A 17145-nucleotide genomic window follows, 5' to 3' on the forward strand; every position below is an offset into this window, starting at 1 on the left:
ACGGCCGGTTTCGAATGAGTCATGACACCCGACTATGATGCTCTGATCATCGGCGCCGGCTTTGCCGGCATGTACATGCTCCATCGGCTGCGCCAGAAGCGCTTCTCGGCACGTGTCGTCGAGGCGGGCAGTGGCGTTGGCGGCACCTGGTACTGGAACCGCTATCCCGGCGCGCGGTGCGACGTCGAGAGTGTTCAATATTCCTATCAGTTCTCACCCGAGCTCGAGCAGGAGTGGGAATGGTCTGAGCGTTACGCCACCCAGCCGGAGATCCTGCGCTACGCCAATCATGTTGCCGATCGCTTCGACCTGCGCCGCGACATCCAGTTCGATACGCGTGTGACCGGAGCGACTTTCGACGAAGGCGGGAACTGCTGGATCGTCGAGACCGACAAGGGCGACAGGATCGTCGCGCGCTTCGTCATCACCGCCATGGGCTGCCTGTCGTCGCCCAACACGCCGCGGATTCCCGGGCTCGAGGATTTCGAGGGGCCGATCTATCACACCGGCAACTGGCCGCATGAAGGAGTGGATTTCAGCGGCAAGACGGTGGGAGTGATCGGCACGGGTTCGTCGGCGATCCAGTCGATCCCGATCATCGCCCGCCAGGCCAGGCATCTGACCGTGTTCCAGCGCACGGCGAACTACACCGTGCCGGCGCACAACCGGCCGCTCGATCCCGACTATGTGCGGCGGGTGAAGGCGGATTACGGCGTGCTGCGTCGCCGCGCCAGGACCAAGCCCGCGGGCATCGACTTCGACATCAACTATGCCTCGGCGATCGAGACGCCCGAGGCAGAGCGCACCCGGATCTTCGAGCAGCGCTGGGCCTATGGCGGGCTGGGTTTCATGGCGTCGTTCCAGGATCTCCTGCTGAACGACGACTCGAACAAGACCGCCGCCGAGTTCGTGAAGGCCAAGATCCGCGAAGTGGTGAAGGACCCGGCAGTCGCCGAGATCCTCGCCCCCAGGAACATCATCGGCTGCAAGCGGCTGTGCGTGGATACCGGCTACTGGGAAACCTTCAATCGGCCGAACGTCACGCTGGTCGACATCAGCAACGGGCCGATCGAACGCGTCACGCCAACAGGGCTGCGCGCGAAGGGCCAGGATTATGAGTTCGATTGCCTGGTGCTCGCGACCGGCTTCGACGCCATGACCGGTGCGCTGCTCAAGGTCGACTTCCGGGGTCGCGGCGACCTCCCGCTGCGCGACAAGTGGCGCGATGGCCCGCGAACCTATCTCGGCCTCACGGTGGTGGGCTTCCCCAACCTGTTCACCATCACAGGGCCCGGCAGCCCCTCCGTGCTGACCAATATGCTTCCGTCGATCGAGCAGCACGTCGACTGGATTGCCGATTGCCTCGACGCCATGCGCAGCCGCAATCAGGCAGTGATAGAGCCGCTGCCGGAGGCCGAGGAGGAATGGGCCGGAGAGGTCGGCCGATCTGCCAACATCACGTTGCGCTCGACCTGCAGCTCCTGGTACGTCGGCGCCAACATTCCGGGAAAACCGCGCGTCTTCATGCCCTATATCGGCGGCTTCCCGGCTTACATAGAGCGCTGCGAGCAGGTTGTTGCCGAGGGCTACAAAGGCTTCGCGCTCGCTTAGCCTTTTCTGATGATGTGTAGCCTGCGCGTCTGCTGGAAGACGAGAACGCGCACGATACGGACGATCTGCACGATCGATTCGGCCCGAAGGACTTGATCACTATTGGGGACCGTTGACGGCGATTGGCGACCGGAATCGGCCGGCGTCGCCGAGTCGTGTATCGTGATGGATGAACGTACGACCATTGCCACAAGATGTTGGGTGTCCTGCAGCGGCCTCCGTTATTTTTCCGTTTATTTAACGGCGGGTCAGGCACCAGCCTCAATGTCTGGGGTCTCAACGTGTGGAGCAGTGTCACGGGTCCTGATGAGCCTGACACACAGCTTCGGTTGACAGATCTGGAAGGGATTCATAAAAGTTAACCACATTATTAAGTGTTGATCACAAAGGTCAGCCGATGCGGAGAATTGTCGCCGTCCTCGCCGCTCTGGTCGTTGTCATCGTGGCGGGCATTCTCGTTTACGCTGCCACGAAACCCGATTCGTTCAGCGTGCAGCGCTCGGCGAGCATCCAGGCCCCGCCCGAGAAAATTGCGGCGCTGATCCAGGATTTCCGGGCATGGGCCGGGTGGTCGCCGTACGAGAAGAAGGATCCGGCGATGAAGCGGACCTTCGAAGGCCCATCGGCCGGCAAGGGGGCGGTCTACGAATGGGATGGCGACAAGGCTGTCGGCGCCGGGCGGATGGAGATCGTGGAGGTCACGCCATCGGCGATCGTGATCAAGCTCGATTTCCGCCGGCCGTTCGAAGGCCACAACACGGCCAGATTCACGCTCGAGCCTCGCGGCGACAGCACGACCGTCACCTGGATGATGTATGGTCCAAGCCCCTATGTCGCCAAGGTGATGAGCTCCTTCTTCGACATGGACAAGATGATCGGTACCGATTTCGAGGCCGGTCTCGCCAGCCTGAAGTCGCTTGCCGAGAAATAGTCGGAGGAAGTCCATGGACGCGTCGCTGAAGCCTGCCGACCAGGAACTCGTCATCACGCGTGATCTGAAGGCGCCGCGCGAGCGGGTGTTCGCGGCCTGGACCGACCCGCACCAGGCAGCCTTGTGGTGGGCGCCGCAGGATTGCACGCCGATCTCGTGTGACATGGATGTGCGTCCGGGCGGTCGCTGGCATCGGCGGATGCGTGTCCCGGACGGCACGGTGATCGCCAAGTTCGGTGTCTATCATGATGTCGTGGTGCCGGAGAGGCTCGTCTTCACCTACAGCACCGAATATGCCGACGGCACTGTCGATCCGGAGACCTGGGTCAGCGTCACTCTGGCCAAGATTGCCACGGGTACGCGGCTGACCCTGCGCCACTGGGCGTTCCAGGCCGAGGTTTCGCGTCTCAGCCACGAGGGCGGCTGGACAAGCTGCCTCGAACGTTTCGCAACCTTCGTCGCCAAGGCGTAGGAGGGACAGATGGCTGGGGGTGGCTTGTCCAAGGCGAGGCTCGCCCGACTGCATCCGGTGCTTGCCGCGCACGTTGCCCGTGGCGACATGCCGGGAATGGTGGCTCTGGTCGCCCGTGGCGATGAGGTCGTTGTCGAGGCGATTGGCACACAGTCCTTCGGCGGCGCGCCGATGCGGCGCGACACAATCTTTCGCATCGCCTCCATGACCAAGCTGGTGACGGCTGCGGCGGTGTTGCTGCTGGTGGAAGAGTGCAAACTGCGGCTTGCCGATCCGGTGGAGCACTTTCTCCCCGAGCTCGCGAATCGCACCGTGTTGCGGACACCGGAGAGTCCGCTCGACGACACTGTTCCGGCCCGGCGCTCGATCACCGTGCGCGATCTCCTGACCTTTACGTTCGGGCTGGGTGCCGTGATGGAATGGCCGCCCAAATATCCGATCCAGAAGGCGGTCGACGAACTCGGGGTGGCGCCGGGCCCCTGGCAGCCGAACTTCTCGGCCGACGAGTTCATGAAGCGTCTTGGCCGCCTGCCGCTGATCCATCAGCCGGGCGAGCGTTGGCTCTATCACACCGGCTCGGACATCCTGGGCGTGCTGATCGCGCGCGTCAGCGGACAGACGCTGGAGGCATTCTTCCAGGAGCGCCTGTTCGCCCCGCTCGGCATGCGTGACACCGGTTTCCAGGTGCCGGCTGCCAAGCTTGAGCGGCTTGCGACCGCCTACATGATCGATCCAGAGAAGCAGGCACTGACCTTCTTCGACGATGCCGCGGACAGTCGTTGGAGCAGGCCGCCGGCCTTTGCCGCTGGTGGCTCGGGTTTGGTGTCCACGGTCGACGACTTTCACAGCTTCCTGCGCATGCTGCTCGACAAGGGCCGGCACGGGCGCGAGCAGATCCTGGCCCGGCCGACCGTGGAACTGATGATGTCCGATCAGCTCACGGACGGGCAGAAGCAAGGGGCAGAGATATTCTTCGGCATGGGCGCGAGCTGGGGCATGGGCGGTGCGGTGATCACGCGGCGCACCGATGTCTCAACCACGCCCGGTCGCTTCGGCTGGGACGGCGGCTACGGCACCACGGCGCATGTCGATCCGGCCGAGCGGATGATCGGCATCCTGATGACGCAGCGCATGATGGAGTCGCCACAGCCACCGGCGGTGTTCAGCGATTTCTGGACCTCGACCTATCAGGCAATCGACGACTGAGCGGAGAAGAAGGAGGAAGCGATGGACATTCAACCCTACCTGTCCTTCGAAGGACGATGCGAGGAAGCGATCGACTTCTACAAGACGGCGGTCGGCGCCAAGGTCGAGATGATGATGCGCTTCAAGGAAGCGCCGGCCGATCAGCAGGCCATGATCACGCCCGAGGCCCGGGACAAGGTGATGCACGCCGCCCTTCGCATCGGCGACTCGCAGGTCCTGGCGTCGGATGGCCAATGCACCGGCAAGGGCTCGTTTTCCGGCATCACCCTTACGCTGAACGCAGGCAGCGACGCCGAGGCCGAAAAGCTGTTCACGGCGCTGGGGCAAGGGGGTCAGGTGCAGATGCCGATGGCCGAAACCTTCTTTGCCTCGCGCTTCGGCATCGTGGCCGACAAGTTCGGTGTCGGTTGGATGATCATCAATGCAAGGCCGATGAACTGAGCAGCCAGACGAAGGAGAAAGCGATGAACGTGCAACCCTATGTCTTTTTCGACGGCAAATGCGAGGAAGCGCTCGCGTTCTACAAGGACGCGCTCGGCGCCAAGGTCGAGATGATGATGAAGTTCAAGGAGCATCCAGATGCCTGCAAGCCGGGCATGATTCCGCCGGGCTCGGAGGACAAGGTCATGCATGCGAACTTCAGGATCGGCGACACGCAGATCATGGCGTCGGACGGCCACTGCCAGGGCAAGCCCAGCTTTCAGGGCTTCTCGCTCACCATCAACGCGGCCAACGACGCCGAGGCGGAGAAGCTGTTTGGCGCCTTGGGCAAGGGTGGCCAGGTCCAGATGCCCATGACGGAGACCTTCTTCGCCACCCGTTTCGGCATGGTCGCCGACAAGTTCGGCATCTCTTGGATGGTGCTGGCCGAGAAGAGGCCCACCTGAAACTTCCGGACCGCGGACTTCCGGTCCCGCTCATGAATCCGAGCGGATCGGTCCGCGGTCCTGATCAGGTCAACGCTTGTCGACGTTGCTACTGCGGACGGGCACGCCGAATTCGCGCCGGCAGACCTCGGCCAGAACCTCGACGCCCTTCCTGATCGTCTCGGGCTCGGGGTTGGCGAAACAGAGACGCAGCCGGCATCGGGCGTAGTCCTTGTCGGTCGACCATTCCGGTCCCGGATTGATCGACACGCCGGCAGCTTGCGCCGCCTGAGCAAGCTTCACCGTGTCGACGGTATCGGGCAGCTTGATCCAGAGATAGATGCCGCCGGGTGGATTGCCGAACTCGGCCGATGTGCCGAACTGCTCGGCCAGGGCCTCGCGCAGGGTCTGGAGCTTGGCGTGCAGCGCTTTGCTCAGCTTCGGCACGTGGGCCGCGAAGTGCCTGCTGCAGAACTCGGCCAGGACCATCTGCTCGAGCGCACCGGACCCCGCGTCCTGCTTCAACGCCAGGATGCGGGCGAGCACGTCCCACTTGGCGACGATGTAGCCGACGCGTAGCGCCGGCGCGATCGACTTGGAGAAGGAGCCGATATGGATCACGCCTTCGCCGCCCGCCAGGGCGTAGATCGACTTCGGCCGTTCGCCGCTCCACACAAGGTCGGAGTAGCACTCGTCCTCGAAGATCATCACCCCGTATTCGGCCGCGAGCTTGATCAGCTCCCGGCGGCGTGCCTCGCCCATGATGGCGCCGGTCGGATTCTGCACGGTCGGGATGGTGTAGATGTATTTGGGCTTCACGTCGTTGTGCTTCAGCTCTTCGAGCTTCTGCTTCAGGACGTCGAGCCGCAGTCCTTCCTCGTCGAGCGGGATGCCGATCACCTTGGCGCCGAGGCGAGCCAGCTTGGTGAGCGCGCCGCCGTAGGTCTCCTGCTCGACCAGAACCGTGTCACCCTTGGTGACCAGGAGGCTGTTCACCAGTTCCAGTCCCTGCATGGAGCCGGAGGTGATCAGGATCTCGTCGGCCGAGCACTCGATGCCCGCGTGGCCCTTGAGCTTGCCGGCGAGGAATTCACGCAGCGGCCGGTAACCGAGCGGGCCGCTGTTCAGCCCGTAGGTGGCGAGCGTGACACCTTCGCGCCTGAGCACGGCGGTTGCCGCCTCGATCAGGGCCTCGACTGGCAGGTGCTTGGGGTCGTTGTGGCCGCCGATGAAGTTGTAGGTCGGGAAACCGGTCCACTTGACGGCGGGCGCGGGCGTTCCCGGCGCCAGCAAGGGCGCGAAATCGAACGGTGCGGTCATGGCGTTCCTCGATCTTTTTTGATCCCGTATTGCTGCGGCAAGAGCCGCCCGACCGCAACCGAATTGCAGGGCCTAGGTCACGGGGCGGAACGACTGGGCGTCCGCCATCTCCCACGGCTTGCGCCAACGCGGATTGGTGGTGCCGGCCAGCAATTCGCCCTCGGAGAGGCGGGGATAGAGATCGGCGAAGGTCGCGGTCTCGCTCGGCGACAGGCGATGGCTGATATGGTGGGGGCGGAACTCGTTGGGGTGGTCGAGACCAGCCGCCGCCGTCAGCTCGGCCAGCGCGTGCAGCGTGGCGCGGTGGAAGTTCGCGACCCGCTCGCGCTTGTCCGCCACGACCAGCGCGCGCTGCCGGTTCTTGTCCTGCGTCGCCACGCCGGTCGGGCAGCGGTCGGTATGGCAGCTCTGCGACTGGATGCAGCCGATCGCGAACATGAAGCCACGGGCGGCGTTGCACCAGTCGGCACCGAGCGCCATGGCGCGGGCGATGTCGAAGCCGCTTACGATCTTGCCGCTGGCGCCGAGCTTGATGCGGTCGCGGGCGCCGATGCCGATCAGGGCATTGTGCACGAAGGAAAGACCGTCGCGCATCGGCTTGCCGATATGGTCGATGAACTCCAGCGGCGCGGCGCCGGTGCCGCCTTCCTTGCCGTCGACGACGATGAAGTCGGGATAGAGCCCCGTCTCCAGCATCGCCTTGCAGATGGCCAGGAACTCCCACTCGTGGCCGACGCAGAGCTTGAAGCCGGCCGGCTTGCCGCCCGAGAGCCGTCGCATCTCGGCGATGAACTGCATCATCTCGATCGGCGTGGAAAAGGCGGAATGTCGAGCCGGTGAGACGCAATCCTGGCCCGTAGGCACGCCGCGGGTCAGCGAGATCTCGGGGCTGACCTTGGGTGCCGGCAGCACACCGCCGTGGCCAGGCTTGGCGCCCTGGCTCATCTTGAGCTCGACCATTTTGATCTGGTCGTTGGTGGCCGCCTCCGCGAACTTCTCGGCCGAGAAAGTGCCGTCGGGATTGCGGCAACCGAAGTAGCCGGAGCCGATCTCCCAGATGATGTCGCCGCCGCCAGCGCGATGATAGGGGCTGTAGCCGCCTTCGCCGGTATCGTGCGCGAAGCCGCCGAGCCGCGCCCCTTCATTGAGAGCGCGGATGGCATTGGCCGACAGGGCGCCGAAGCTCATGGCCGAGATGTTGAACACCGAGGCCGAGTAGGGCTTGCTGCACTCCGGCCCGCCGACGGTGATGCGGAAGGGCTCCTTGCTCATGGGCTTGGGGGCCATTGAATGGTTCACCCATTCGAAGCCCTCGCCATAGACATTGTAATTGGTACCGAACGGACGGACGTCCAGCACCATCTTGGCGCGCTGATAGACGATCGAGCGCTTATCGCGGCTGAAGGGCAGGCCGTCCTTCTCGTCCTCGAAGAAGTACTGGCGCATCTCGGGACGGATGGCTTCGAGGATGAAGCGCAGATGGGCGGCGATCGGATAGTTGCGCAGGACCGCGTGGCGCTCCTGGATCATGTCGTAGACGCCGAGCAGCAGCAGCGGCACGGCGATGCCCGCTCCGATCCACAGCCAGGCATTGTCGGCGTCGAAGAACAGGGCGATCGCGAAGGCGACGCTCAGGAGGAGCGCCGCGAGGAACGGCACGAAGCGAATCTCGAAGATCGGAAAAAGCGTTGGCATCATCCCCCCCTTGGTTCGTTCCAGTATCGGCGGACGCGGGACCGCAGGGGGAGAAGATAGCGTCTAGGCCCGTCGCGGGCTGCGGGAAATGGCCTGGAGGGCTTTCAGGTGCGACGCCGTGGCCGACAAGGCCTTGCGCTCGATGGCCCGGTAGTGGCGGATCAGTTCTTGTCCGCGCTGGGTGAGGACGGCGCCGCCGCCCGAGCGACCGCCGGTCTGTGCCGTCACAAGGGGTTCCTCGAAGCTGCGGTTGATCTCCGACACCAGCTCCCACGCCCGCTTGTAGGACATGTTCATCGAGCGGCCGGCGGCAGAGATCGATCCCTCCTTGGCGATGTGCTCGAGAAGCGCCACCTTGCCGGGACCAAGGCGTCCCTCATTGTCGAAATCGATTCGGATGCTCAGGCTCGGCATCGCTCTCCCCACTCCTAGCTTCGCTCGAAGGAAACACTCTTGATGACCGCATAGACGGGCAGGCCGGGCTGCAGCGCCAGCCGCTGCGCCGACTTGGCGGTCAGACGCGCTGTCAGCATAGCGCCGTTGCACTCCAGGCGGACATCGACTTGCGGACCCGATCCGGCGATTTGCGAAACTTTGCCCGGCAGGATGTTCAGCGCGCTGACCTGCTGCGGCGCCTGCAGCGACAGCATGACATCGCGGGAGCGTATATAGGCCCGGACCGGCATGCCGATACCGGCGGCCAGACGCGGCACCTGCAATTCGCCCGCCTGCGACGACAGGGTCGTAAGCTGAAACGCCTCGTCGTGCCGCAGGACCACGGCGTCGAGAACGCTGCCGCCTTCGTCGACATCGGCAAGCGGTAGGATATCGGCCACCGGGCCGACATCGGCGACCTTGCCCTCGGCCAGCAGCACGACGGTCGTCGCCAGCCGGGCCACTTCGGACACGGAGTGGCTGACATAGAGGATGGGAACCCCCGCCGTATCGCGCAGCCGCTCGATATAGGGGAGGATCTCGCCGCGGCGGGATTCGTCGAGCGCCGCCAGCGGCTCGTCCATCAGCAGAATCTGTGGGTGGGCCAGCAGGGCGCGGCCGATGGCGACGCGTTGCTTCTCGCCGCCCGACAGCGAATCCGGCCGCCGTTCGAGCAGATGGCCGATGCCCAGCAACTCGACCACGGATGCGAAGTCGGCCGAGGCGCCGCCATTGCCGCGGGCGAACCAGCGGCCATAGAGCAGGTTCCGGTGCACGCTGAGATGGGGAAAGAGGCGGCTATCCTGGAACACATAGCCGATCCGACGGCGATACGTGGGCACGAAAAGGCGGCGCTCGGTATCGACCAGCACCTGTCCGTCGACGGCGATCCGCCCGCGATCGGGCCTGATCAGGCCGGCGACGATATTGACCAGCGTCGTCTTGCCCGAGCCGGAGCGGCCGAATAGGGCCGTCACGCCCGGTCGAGCAGCGAAGCGCGCTGCCAGATGAAAGGTCCCGCGCCGATGGTCTATGTCTATTTCCAGGCTCATGTCGCGACGCGTCGGGCACCAATGCGGCGCGCCAGCAGCTCGGAGCCGAGCAGCGCACTCATGGAGATGACGACGGAGACCAGCGTCAGGCGCAGCGCGCCGGCATCGCCCCCAGGGACCTGTGTCAGGGTATAGATCGCCGATGGCAGCGTCTGGGTTTCACCCGGAATGTTCGATACGAAGGTAATCGTGGCGCCGAACTCGCCCATCGACTTGGCGAAGCACAGGATGGCGCCGGCGATCACCCCCGGCAGGCAGAGCGGCAAGGTGATGGTGGCGAAGACCCAGAGCGGATGCGCGCCGAGGGTGCCCGCCGCGCTCTCCAGTCGCGTATCCACGGCCTCGATCGACAGCCTGATGGCCCGCACCATCAGCGGGAAGCCCATCACGGCGCAGGCCAGCGCCGCCCCGGTCCAGCGGAAGGCGAGAACGATGCCGAAGGCGTTGTTCAGGAACTCGCCGATCGGCCCGCGCCGGCCGAACAACAGGAGAAGCAGGTAGCCCGTCACCACCGGCGGCAGGATCAGCGGCAGATGCACCACCGTGTCCAATAGTCCTTTGCCCAGGAATCGGCCGCGCGCCAGAAGCCAGGCGATGGCGATGCCGAACGGCAGGCTGGCGGCAGTGGCCGTGACGGCGATCAACAGGCTGAGCCGGACCGCCGTCCATTCCTCCGGCGTCATGTCGCCGAGGCGGACGGCACCAGCACCGTGAAGCCCTGCTTCTCGAAGGCCGGCCGCGCCTTCGCGCTCTTCAGCAAGTCGAGGAACGGCTTGGCATCGGCTGATTTCGAGTCCTTGGTAATGGCCATCGGATAGATGATCGGCGGATGCGAATCGGCCGGAAACGTGCCGATGATCTTCACATTGGGCTCGGCCGCCGCATCGGTGCTGTAGACGATGCCGATCGGCGCCTCGCCGCGCGCCACGAGCATGAGGGCGGCACGCACGCTTTCGGCCTGGGCGATCTTGTCCTTCACGCCCTCCCAGGCGCCGAGTTTCTCGAGCGCGGCCTTGGCATACTTGCCGACCGGGACCGAATCGACATTGCCAGTGGCCAGCTTGCCGTTGCCGAGGAGCTTGGCGAGGTCGAAGCCGGGCTTCACATCAATCGACAGCGTCGAGTCGCGCGGCGCGATCAGCACGATCTTGTTGCCCAGCAGGTTCACCCGTGTGTCCGGCCGGATCAGGTCCTTCTTGGCGGCATAATCCATCCAGTCGAGATCGGCCGACATGAAGATATCGGCCGGCGCACCCTGTTCCATCTGCTTGGCCAGCGTCGAACTCGCGGCATAGGAGATCTTCGGCATCGGCTTGCCGGTTTCCTTGGCCCAGGCCGCGGCAATCTCGTCGAGGGCGTTCTTCAGGCTTGCGGCGGCAAAGATCACCAGGCCGGTCCCCTGCGCGCGCGCCGTCCCAAGTGATGCGGCGACGGCCGCGAGCGCAAGACCAATCACGCCGCGGCGCTTCATCGACAGACTCATGCCAAACTCCTCCGGGCCCCGATCGCGGTATATTTGTCTGGATATATCGCCTCGTCCAGAGCGTTGTCGACGCTTTCTCGGCGCATGATCCAGTAGAATTGGCCAAGAGAATTGATCAGTGCCCCAGCGCCTCATCGTCGATGCGCAGCGCCTTGATGCTGACATGGCCATCGGCGCGCACCGCCAGATCGACGGTGAGAGCGCCCGGTCGATTGCGCATCAGCCGTTCGAGTTCGCGCGCGCGCTCTTCCGGCACGAACAGCCTGATGCTGCCGTCCGAGGTCGCTAACGCATCCGGCACGAACCTGTCGCTTGCCCACAGGCCTCCGGGGATGACGAGCAGGCAGTTGCGCGCCATCGCCCGGTCTTCTGCCGAATCGGGAAGGAAGCGCACGCGGGGGCGTCGCTGGGCGTCGATCGCCGTCACGCACAGCGCGCCCTCGGGCATTCGACCGTCGGCCTCTGGCTGCGGCAGGCGCTCCCAGTTCCACTCCAGGGCTGTCGTCAGGTAGTGGCCGCGCAACAGGTCGCGGGGATCGACGCCGCGCACCGCCACGTTCAGGACCGTGACCCGACTGCGGAGCCATTCCTGCTCGCCGATCATCGCCGCCAGCGCCAGGAGCGGCAGCGCCAGTGCCGCGATCACGAGCAGCGCCGTAGCCTTGCGGCTCACGGGGGCGTCCCGCGTGCCAGGCGCTGCGTCAGCCGCCAGCCCAGCCAGCTCAAGGCGAGGCAGAGCAGGCCGCCGCCGATCAGGCCGAAGCCGGTCGCGGTCAGGCCGCCGATCGCCTGGAAGTAGAGGACCAGCAGCCGCAGGCCGATGACGGTGAAGGCGAGGCCGAACAGGATGCGCTGGCCGGTCCGCGCCGCCAGCCAGCCGATCGCCGACCAGTAGAGGATGAAGAGCAGGCCGATGATGGCCTCGAACGTGATCGTGTCCTCGAGGCCTCCATCCGGGTTCCAGGGATGTGCGAGCAGCAGGGCGACGGCCCAGGTCCCGAAGCTCACGCCCAGCAGCGGGAGCGTGTGGCGCCGCTGCATTTCGCCGCCGCCGAACCACAGCGCCATCGCGGCCAGCGCCGTGGCGACTGCGCCCAGCCAGATCTCGACCGGTGCGACCTGGTCGATGAGCCGCGAGTCGATGGTGATCACCGTCATGCTGACGGCGCCGGTCAGTCCGGCCAACGCCAGCTTGAGCATCAACTCGCCCTGTTTCTCGGCCGGCGGCCAGAGACCGCGCACGACCGCCACGAGGATCATCAGGCAGGCCGGCAGATAGAAAAGCACATGAAAGAAGTGGCCGCGCGCGCTGGCGGAACCCAGCGTCCGGATCAGCGGTTCGAGAGTTTCGGAGGCCGAGAACCACGTAAGCACCGCTGCGGCAAACCACAGCGTCCCGACCAGGCGGGTGAAGGTAAGCAGCGCGAGGAACGGTGTGCAGAGCGCGAGCCAGGTCAACAACGCCTGCCAAGGTTCGCTCTGCAGCTGATAGACCTGCCCGATCAGCGCGATGCTTGCAATCACCAGACCGAACAGCAGCAGCGCGCCGATCTCGCGTGGCCATGCGCGGTCCCGCAGCCAGGCGACGAACACGAAGGCCGCGACGAGACCGGTCAGCAGCATGGCGCCGGAGAGCTTCACTGCGGCGGGAATGTCCTCCCAGTTAGCGGCGACCATCGCCACCACGCCGAGCCCGATCGCCAGTGCGCCCGTGCCCGACAGCGCCCACAGCCAGATCGGCCGGCGATGCGTGGCCTCCCAGGCACTGATACGCTCCACCGCGGCATCGTCGATCAGACCGGCGCCCTGCCAGCGCTTCAGGTAGTGCTCCGCGATCACCGCGGCATCATCACGCAAAGAGTAGCAAGCGACAAGCGCTGCGGCCGACGCGCCGGTGATCGCGACGTCGGCGAACGACGCTAACGGGCAATCGCCTGGGCCGTCGTCTCGAACTGGGAAGCCACGCCCATGATGGTCGCGACCGGCACGGGATAGGCGGCATGATCCCGGATGTCGAACTTGCGGCCTCGCCAGCTGTACTGAACCTGAACAATCGTGTTCTCGACCAGGAACAGTCGGGCAACGGCGACCTCGCCAACGCCCTCGCCATAGCCCACGGCTGTTGGACCTTTTGGCGTGTTGCCGCAGGCGACGATGAAGATCACGCTGGTTGGTTCTTGCTTCAGGACCTCGAGGCCGAAGCCATTCTCCTCGCAGGCGCCAAGATAGCCACTGACCGATTGCTCCACGGCGCCATCCAGACCGATGCTCTGCGCGTCGCGCCGATAGGTTCCCGTCACTTTCAGCATCTGCTTCCAGGTCTGGAGGGTTTCGGTCTTGGGGATCTCTTCGAGAAGGAAGGTGTTGCTGCCTTCCTCGCGATATCGCTCGCTGGCGGCCGTCACGTCATCCTTGGAGGAGATCCAGAGCGGCGGTGGATAAACCAGGGTGACGTCATAGACGTGCACGACCTGAGTTACCTTTGGAGAGGCCGTGTCGGCCGGCTGCTGAGCGTTCGCCGGAGCGCTCCAAATACCTGCGGCGGCCAGAATCACCGCCAGCAGTCGTCCGATCGCCATCGTGTCTCTCCGTCAGCGCGCGCTCAGGTCGCGAGCACGGGCCGCTTGCGCCGCAGGCGCCACCCTTGTTGCAGGCGGCGCAGGCCGACCAAGGCTGCCGCGCCAAGGGCGGCAATCAGGACCTTGTGCACCGGTCGCGGAGCGAGGTCGAGATCGATGTCGGCATCGAGGATGCGTGACGGCGCGATGTGGTTCACCAACCCATACCAGGCAACCTCGAAGGCGAGCGCCATCAGGGTCGCGCCGAGCGCGATTAGAACCAGACCCGGCAGGCTGGCGCGTAGCCTCGATGGAAAAGTCCGCCACAGGATCAGCCAGGCGAAGAGACCGGCTGCGATCGTCGCTTCGCCGACATTGGCCTTGGACTGGATGAAGAAGTGCAGGATCGCCAGGACAGCGGCGGGAAACACCAGCCAATGCAGGCGCTTCCAGTTGCGCTTGAGGCGCCGCTGCCAGCCGTTGGTCGAGGTGATGGCGAGGGCGGTGAGGGCGAGCAGGGCGGCAAAGCCGATCGTAAGATAAAAGCGCTTGATGATCTCCAGAGCCACGACCAGGAGATTCCATTTCTGGTCGGCGACGTAGATCAGGAAATGCAGGCCGGCATAAAGCGCGGCCGCGACACCGACGCGGCGCCGGATCTGGGTCAGCGGCATCCAGTCCAAGGCCGCGCGCGCCGGCGTCAACGCCAGCGAGCACAGCAGGAACACCACGGCCCAGTCACCGGTGACATGGGTCGCTTCGGTAACGGGACGGGCCCCCAGGTCGTCGCTATACCAGCGCCACGCAAGGTAAAGCGCCGGCAGGCACAGCAGGACCAGCGTGGCCTGGCGCAGCCAGAAGATCAGGCGTTGAGTGGACACGGCGTCAACTTAGCGAAGGAGGGCCTCACTCGCAGGTCAAACTTGCGTTAGCGCTGGTTGCCGTACAACAGGCGGTAGGTGCCGATGATCGGGGCGGCCTCGACGCCAAACGGCTTGAGCGCCGATGGCTTGAACAACAGTCGAGCCGCTGCGCCGGTTGCCGCCGGTTCGGCGCCCTCGAGAAGAACGACCCACTCGACCTCATCGGCGCGGGGATGGTCCATGCTCTTCTCCTGCACCGGGGCGTTGGCGATCTCGAGATCGTTTTCGCCCACCGCCGCGCCCAGCATGCCCGGGCGCTGGATAGCCTTGGGCAGAGCGATGTCGCGCAGCCACTCGATCAGTGGCCGCCGGCGGGCGGGATCGGGCACGAAGCGGACTGCGGTAACCGCGCCGCCGACGCCATGCGTGAGGTCGATCTGGAGGCGCAACGTCAGGCGATGGAAATGCGTGAACTTGGCCATCACCGCCTGGCTCCAGGGAGTCTGGTTGGCCAGCAAGGCAAGATAGCCGGGGGTCGCCAGGTCGTTGACGCTGTCGCATTCGTACGTCGCGAGATATTTCGGCGAACCGCGCAGCGCCACATAGCGCCGGGCGCGGTGGAAGCCGGGCAGGTTGACGCGCTCGTCAATGTGTTCGCGATTGTACCATTCGTTGAAATCGCGCTCGTCGCGCGCTTTCACTTCGGTCAGCGTGATCAGCATTCCCGTGCCGAAGAGCGCCATGTTCATCTCCCCCGTCGCCAGTTCCAGTCTATGCTGTCCGGCGTAGCGGAGGAAACACCATGAAAATCGCCAAGATCGAGGATCTGCACTGCGACGCCGGGTGGCGGGACTTCTCCTTCCTCAAGATCGTCACCGACGACGGATTGGTCGGGTGGTCCGAATACAACGAAGGCTATGGCAGCGCGGGCCTGACCGCTGTGATTCGGCGCATGGCCGCCAGCCTGATCGGGCAGGATCTCAGGCCCATCGAACGCATCATGACGGGGTTCCAGGCGACGACGCGGCAAGCGCCGGGAGGTTTGAACCAGCAGGCGATGGCGGCCATCGAGAATGCCCTGCTTGACGTCAAGGCCAAGGGCCTCGGCATCCCGGTCTACGAGCTGTTCGGTGGGCCGGTCCGCGATCGGCTTCCGCTCTATTGGTCGCACTGCGGCAGCTACCGGTTCCGCAATGCCGAAGTCATGAAGGTCGAGCCGGTACGCTCGCTCGACGATCTGGTCAAGCTCGGTAGGCACGTCAAGGAACGTGGCTTCAAGGCCCTCAAAACCAACATCTTCCGCTTCGACACCAATCCGCCCAACATGCATCAGCCCGGCTTCGGCCGCGGCGTCGGCGCACCGGAACTCAATGCCGACGGTGCCGTGCTGGCGGCCATCACCGAGGGATTGGCGGCCTTTCGGCAGGGTGCTGGCGCCGATATGGGCATCCTTCTCGACACCAATTTCAACTTCAAGACCGAGGGCTACATCAAGGTCGCGCGCGCCTGCGAGCCGTTCAACCTGTTCTGGCTCGAGATCGATTCCTACGATCCCGAAGGCCTTCGGCTCATCCGCGACCGCGCCTCGATGCCGATTGCATCGTGCGAGTCTCTGTTCGGCCGCCGTCAGTTCCGCCCCTATTTCGAGCATCGTTCGATCGATGTTTCGATCATCGATGTGCCGTGGAACGGTCTGATGGAGTCGCTCAAGATCGCGGCCATGGCCGATCCCTACGAGATCAACTGTGCTCCCCACAATTTCTACGGTCATATGTCGACGCTGATGAGTGCACACCTCTGCGCCGTCATGCCGAACTTCCGCATCATGGAAATCGATATCGACGACGTGCCCTGGAAAGACGATCTGGTGACTCATCCGCCGGTCATACAGAATGGCACGCTGATCGTGCCCACCCGGCCGGGATGGGGCGCCGACATCAACGAGGACGCCGTGCGGGCCCACCCGCCCAAGAATCCACATCCGTGAGAGGTACGCCATGGTCTACGAGCTGCGCTGCTACACGCTCTTTCCCGGCAAGATGCCGGAATATCTCAAGGCCGCCGAAACCATCGGACGTCCCGCGCGGGGCAACAATTACGGCGTCAATCATGGCTATTGGATCTCGGAGTTCGGCGCGCTGAATCAGATCTGGCATCTCTGGAAGTATGACAGCTACGAGGAGCGTACGCGGCTTCGCGCCGAGCTGCAGAAGAACAAGGACTGGACGGAGAAGTACGTCCCGATCGTAAAGACCTGCGTGCAGCGCCAGGACCTCCGGCTGATGAATGCCGTCGTCGACATTCGACCCTCCGATGGCACGACCGGCAATGTCTATGAGCTTCGCGTCTATCGCACCGTCCTGGGCGGCGCGCCGCAGTACGGCGAGAACTTCAAGGCCGTGCGCGAGGCGCGCGACAAGTACTCGCCGATCTGGGGCGCCTGGACCGGCGAGTTTCCGCAGCCCAACGAGTGGATCCATCTGTGGCGTTACAAGAACCTGCAGGAACGCTTCGAGGCGCGGGCCGCGGCGATGAAGGATCCGGCGTGGCAGGCCTATCTCGCCAAGGGCCCGGCGCTGCTGGCCGAGATGCATTCGACCTTGCTGATACCGACGAATTACTCGCCGTTGAAATGACAGCGCTGCTGCTTCCG

At 64.7% G+C, this 17145-nt stretch carries 19 protein-coding genes; 8 read left to right on the plus strand and 11 right to left on the minus strand.

Annotated elements, in window-relative coordinates; translation table 11 throughout:
- The first annotated feature begins 21 nt into the window (after positions 1 to 21).
- From B5D62_RS17330 to B5D62_RS17360, 6 genes are all read left to right on the plus strand, one after another.
- Positions 22 to 1611 carry a flavin-containing monooxygenase gene (locus B5D62_RS17330; RefSeq protein WP_085935190.1) on the plus strand — a complete coding sequence of 530 codons (1590 nt, stop codon included), beginning with the start codon at positions 22 to 24 and terminating at the stop codon, positions 1609 to 1611.
- A gap of 397 nt (positions 1612 to 2008) precedes the next feature.
- Complete coding sequence (locus B5D62_RS17340; protein WP_085935192.1) at positions 2009 to 2542, plus strand: SRPBCC family protein; 534 nt, start codon at positions 2009 to 2011, stop codon at positions 2540 to 2542.
- A gap of 13 nt (positions 2543 to 2555) precedes the next feature.
- Positions 2556 to 3014: an SRPBCC family protein gene (locus B5D62_RS17345; RefSeq protein WP_085935193.1), complete on the plus strand. Its 459-nt coding sequence runs from the start codon at positions 2556 to 2558 to the stop codon at positions 3012 to 3014.
- Positions 3015 to 3023: 9 nt separating this feature from the next.
- A complete protein-coding gene (locus B5D62_RS17350) occupies positions 3024 to 4220 on the plus strand; it encodes a serine hydrolase domain-containing protein (RefSeq protein ID WP_085935194.1) in 1197 nt (398 codons plus the stop codon).
- A 21-nt stretch (positions 4221 to 4241) separates the two neighbouring features.
- Positions 4242 to 4661, plus strand: a complete 420-nt coding sequence (locus B5D62_RS17355; protein ID WP_085935195.1) for a VOC family protein — start codon at positions 4242 to 4244, stop codon at positions 4659 to 4661.
- Between the two features lie 23 nt (positions 4662 to 4684).
- Positions 4685 to 5107, plus strand: coding sequence for a VOC family protein (locus B5D62_RS17360; protein ID WP_085935196.1), 423 nt, complete (start codon positions 4685 to 4687; stop codon positions 5105 to 5107).
- A 69-nt stretch (positions 5108 to 5176) separates the two neighbouring features.
- On the opposite strand, the gene B5D62_RS17365 is transcribed toward B5D62_RS17360, so the two are convergent.
- The 11 genes from B5D62_RS17365 to B5D62_RS17410 all read right to left on the minus strand — a co-directional run bounded on the left by B5D62_RS17365 (position 5177) and on the right by B5D62_RS17410 (position 15235).
- On the minus strand, positions 5177 to 6406 hold the full coding sequence (locus B5D62_RS17365) for an aminotransferase-like domain-containing protein (RefSeq protein ID WP_085935197.1): 1230 nt from the start codon (positions 6404 to 6406) through the stop codon (positions 5177 to 5179).
- Positions 6407 to 6478: 72 nt separating this feature from the next.
- The gene (locus B5D62_RS17370) at positions 6479 to 8101 is read right to left on the minus strand and encodes an FMN-binding glutamate synthase family protein (RefSeq protein WP_085935430.1); all 1623 of its coding nucleotides are present in this window, start codon (positions 8099 to 8101) and stop codon (positions 6479 to 6481) included.
- A gap of 63 nt (positions 8102 to 8164) precedes the next feature.
- Positions 8165 to 8515 (minus strand): winged helix-turn-helix domain-containing protein, encoded by a 351-nt coding sequence (locus B5D62_RS17375; protein ID WP_085935198.1) that lies wholly within the window; start codon positions 8513 to 8515, stop codon positions 8165 to 8167.
- 14 nt (positions 8516 to 8529) lie between these two features.
- Positions 8530 to 9588, minus strand: coding sequence for a molybdenum ABC transporter ATP-binding protein (modC, locus tag B5D62_RS17380; protein WP_085935199.1), 1059 nt, complete (start codon positions 9586 to 9588; stop codon positions 8530 to 8532).
- On the minus strand, positions 9585 to 10271 hold the full coding sequence (gene modB / locus B5D62_RS17385) for a molybdate ABC transporter permease subunit (protein ID WP_085935200.1): 687 nt from the start codon (positions 10269 to 10271) through the stop codon (positions 9585 to 9587). The genes modC and modB overlap by 4 nt, the downstream gene beginning before the upstream one ends.
- Positions 10268 to 11071, minus strand: coding sequence for a molybdate ABC transporter substrate-binding protein (modA, locus tag B5D62_RS17390; protein ID WP_085935201.1), 804 nt, complete (start codon positions 11069 to 11071; stop codon positions 10268 to 10270). The genes modB and modA overlap by 4 nt, the downstream gene beginning before the upstream one ends.
- 115 nt (positions 11072 to 11186) lie before the next feature.
- A complete protein-coding gene (locus tag B5D62_RS17395) occupies positions 11187 to 11744 on the minus strand; it encodes a GDYXXLXY domain-containing protein (RefSeq protein ID WP_085935202.1) in 558 nt (185 codons plus the stop codon).
- On the minus strand, positions 11741 to 12910 hold the full coding sequence (locus B5D62_RS17400; protein ID WP_170920989.1) for a DUF2157 domain-containing protein: 1170 nt from the start codon (positions 12908 to 12910) through the stop codon (positions 11741 to 11743). The genes B5D62_RS17395 and B5D62_RS17400 overlap by 4 nt, the downstream gene beginning before the upstream one ends.
- Before the next feature lie 80 nt (positions 12911 to 12990).
- On the minus strand, positions 12991 to 13650 hold the full coding sequence (locus B5D62_RS33415) for a hypothetical protein (RefSeq protein ID WP_170920990.1): 660 nt from the start codon (positions 13648 to 13650) through the stop codon (positions 12991 to 12993).
- Between the two features lie 23 nt (positions 13651 to 13673).
- Entirely contained in the window at positions 13674 to 14510 is an 837-nt protein-coding gene (locus tag B5D62_RS17405; protein WP_085935204.1) for a protein-methionine-sulfoxide reductase heme-binding subunit MsrQ, read from the minus strand.
- Between the two features lie 47 nt (positions 14511 to 14557).
- The gene (locus B5D62_RS17410) at positions 14558 to 15235 is read right to left on the minus strand and encodes a DUF4286 family protein (RefSeq protein ID WP_085935205.1); all 678 of its coding nucleotides are present in this window, start codon (positions 15233 to 15235) and stop codon (positions 14558 to 14560) included.
- A gap of 59 nt (positions 15236 to 15294) precedes the next feature.
- Here B5D62_RS17410 and B5D62_RS17415 point away from each other — a divergent pair, with 59 nt between their 5' ends.
- Together B5D62_RS17415 and B5D62_RS17420 are read left to right on the plus strand one after the other, a co-directional pair.
- Positions 15295 to 16479 carry a mandelate racemase/muconate lactonizing enzyme family protein gene (locus B5D62_RS17415; protein WP_085935206.1) on the plus strand — a complete coding sequence of 395 codons (1185 nt, stop codon included), beginning with the start codon at positions 15295 to 15297 and terminating at the stop codon, positions 16477 to 16479.
- Between the two features lie 10 nt (positions 16480 to 16489).
- Entirely contained in the window at positions 16490 to 17128 is a 639-nt protein-coding gene (locus tag B5D62_RS17420; RefSeq protein ID WP_085935207.1) for an NIPSNAP family protein, read from the plus strand.
- Positions 17129 to 17145: the final 17 nt, after the last annotated feature.

This window comes from Enhydrobacter aerosaccus, from assembly GCF_900167455.1.
Taxonomy (GTDB): Bacteria; Pseudomonadota; Alphaproteobacteria; order Reyranellales; family Reyranellaceae; genus Reyranella; species Reyranella aerosaccus.

What these genes read in the sequence shown, in the direction of transcription:
- B5D62_RS17330 (WP_085935190.1), top strand. Translation starts at nt 22, where the DNA reads ATGACACCCGACTATGATGCTCTGATCATCGGCGCCGGCTTTGCCGGC.
- B5D62_RS17340 (WP_085935192.1), top strand. Translation starts at nt 2,009, where the DNA reads ATGCGGAGAATTGTCGCCGTCCTCGCCGCTCTGGTCGTTGTCATCGTG.
- B5D62_RS17345 (WP_085935193.1), top strand. Translation starts at nt 2,556, where the DNA reads ATGGACGCGTCGCTGAAGCCTGCCGACCAGGAACTCGTCATCACGCGT.
- B5D62_RS17350 (WP_085935194.1), top strand. Translation starts at nt 3,024, where the DNA reads ATGGCTGGGGGTGGCTTGTCCAAGGCGAGGCTCGCCCGACTGCATCCG.
- B5D62_RS17355 (WP_085935195.1), top strand. Translation starts at nt 4,242, where the DNA reads ATGGACATTCAACCCTACCTGTCCTTCGAAGGACGATGCGAGGAAGCG.
- B5D62_RS17360 (WP_085935196.1), top strand. Translation starts at nt 4,685, where the DNA reads ATGAACGTGCAACCCTATGTCTTTTTCGACGGCAAATGCGAGGAAGCG.
- B5D62_RS17365 (WP_085935197.1), bottom strand. Translation starts at nt 6,406, where the DNA reads ATGACCGCACCGTTCGATTTCGCGCCCTTGCTGGCGCCGGGAACGCCC.
- B5D62_RS17370 (WP_085935430.1), bottom strand. Translation starts at nt 8,101, where the DNA reads ATGCCAACGCTTTTTCCGATCTTCGAGATTCGCTTCGTGCCGTTCCTC.
- B5D62_RS17375 (WP_085935198.1), bottom strand. Translation starts at nt 8,515, where the DNA reads ATGCCGAGCCTGAGCATCCGAATCGATTTCGACAATGAGGGACGCCTT.
- modC (WP_085935199.1), bottom strand. Translation starts at nt 9,588, where the DNA reads ATGAGCCTGGAAATAGACATAGACCATCGGCGCGGGACCTTTCATCTG.
- modB (WP_085935200.1), bottom strand. Translation starts at nt 10,271, where the DNA reads ATGACGCCGGAGGAATGGACGGCGGTCCGGCTCAGCCTGTTGATCGCC.
- modA (WP_085935201.1), bottom strand. Translation starts at nt 11,071, where the DNA reads ATGAGTCTGTCGATGAAGCGCCGCGGCGTGATTGGTCTTGCGCTCGCG.
- B5D62_RS33415 (WP_170920990.1), bottom strand. Translation starts at nt 13,650, where the DNA reads ATGGCGATCGGACGACTGCTGGCGGTGATTCTGGCCGCCGCAGGTATT.
- B5D62_RS17410 (WP_085935205.1), bottom strand. Translation starts at nt 15,235, where the DNA reads ATGGCGCTCTTCGGCACGGGAATGCTGATCACGCTGACCGAAGTGAAA.
- B5D62_RS17415 (WP_085935206.1), top strand. Translation starts at nt 15,295, where the DNA reads ATGAAAATCGCCAAGATCGAGGATCTGCACTGCGACGCCGGGTGGCGG.
- B5D62_RS17420 (WP_085935207.1), top strand. Translation starts at nt 16,490, where the DNA reads ATGGTCTACGAGCTGCGCTGCTACACGCTCTTTCCCGGCAAGATGCCG.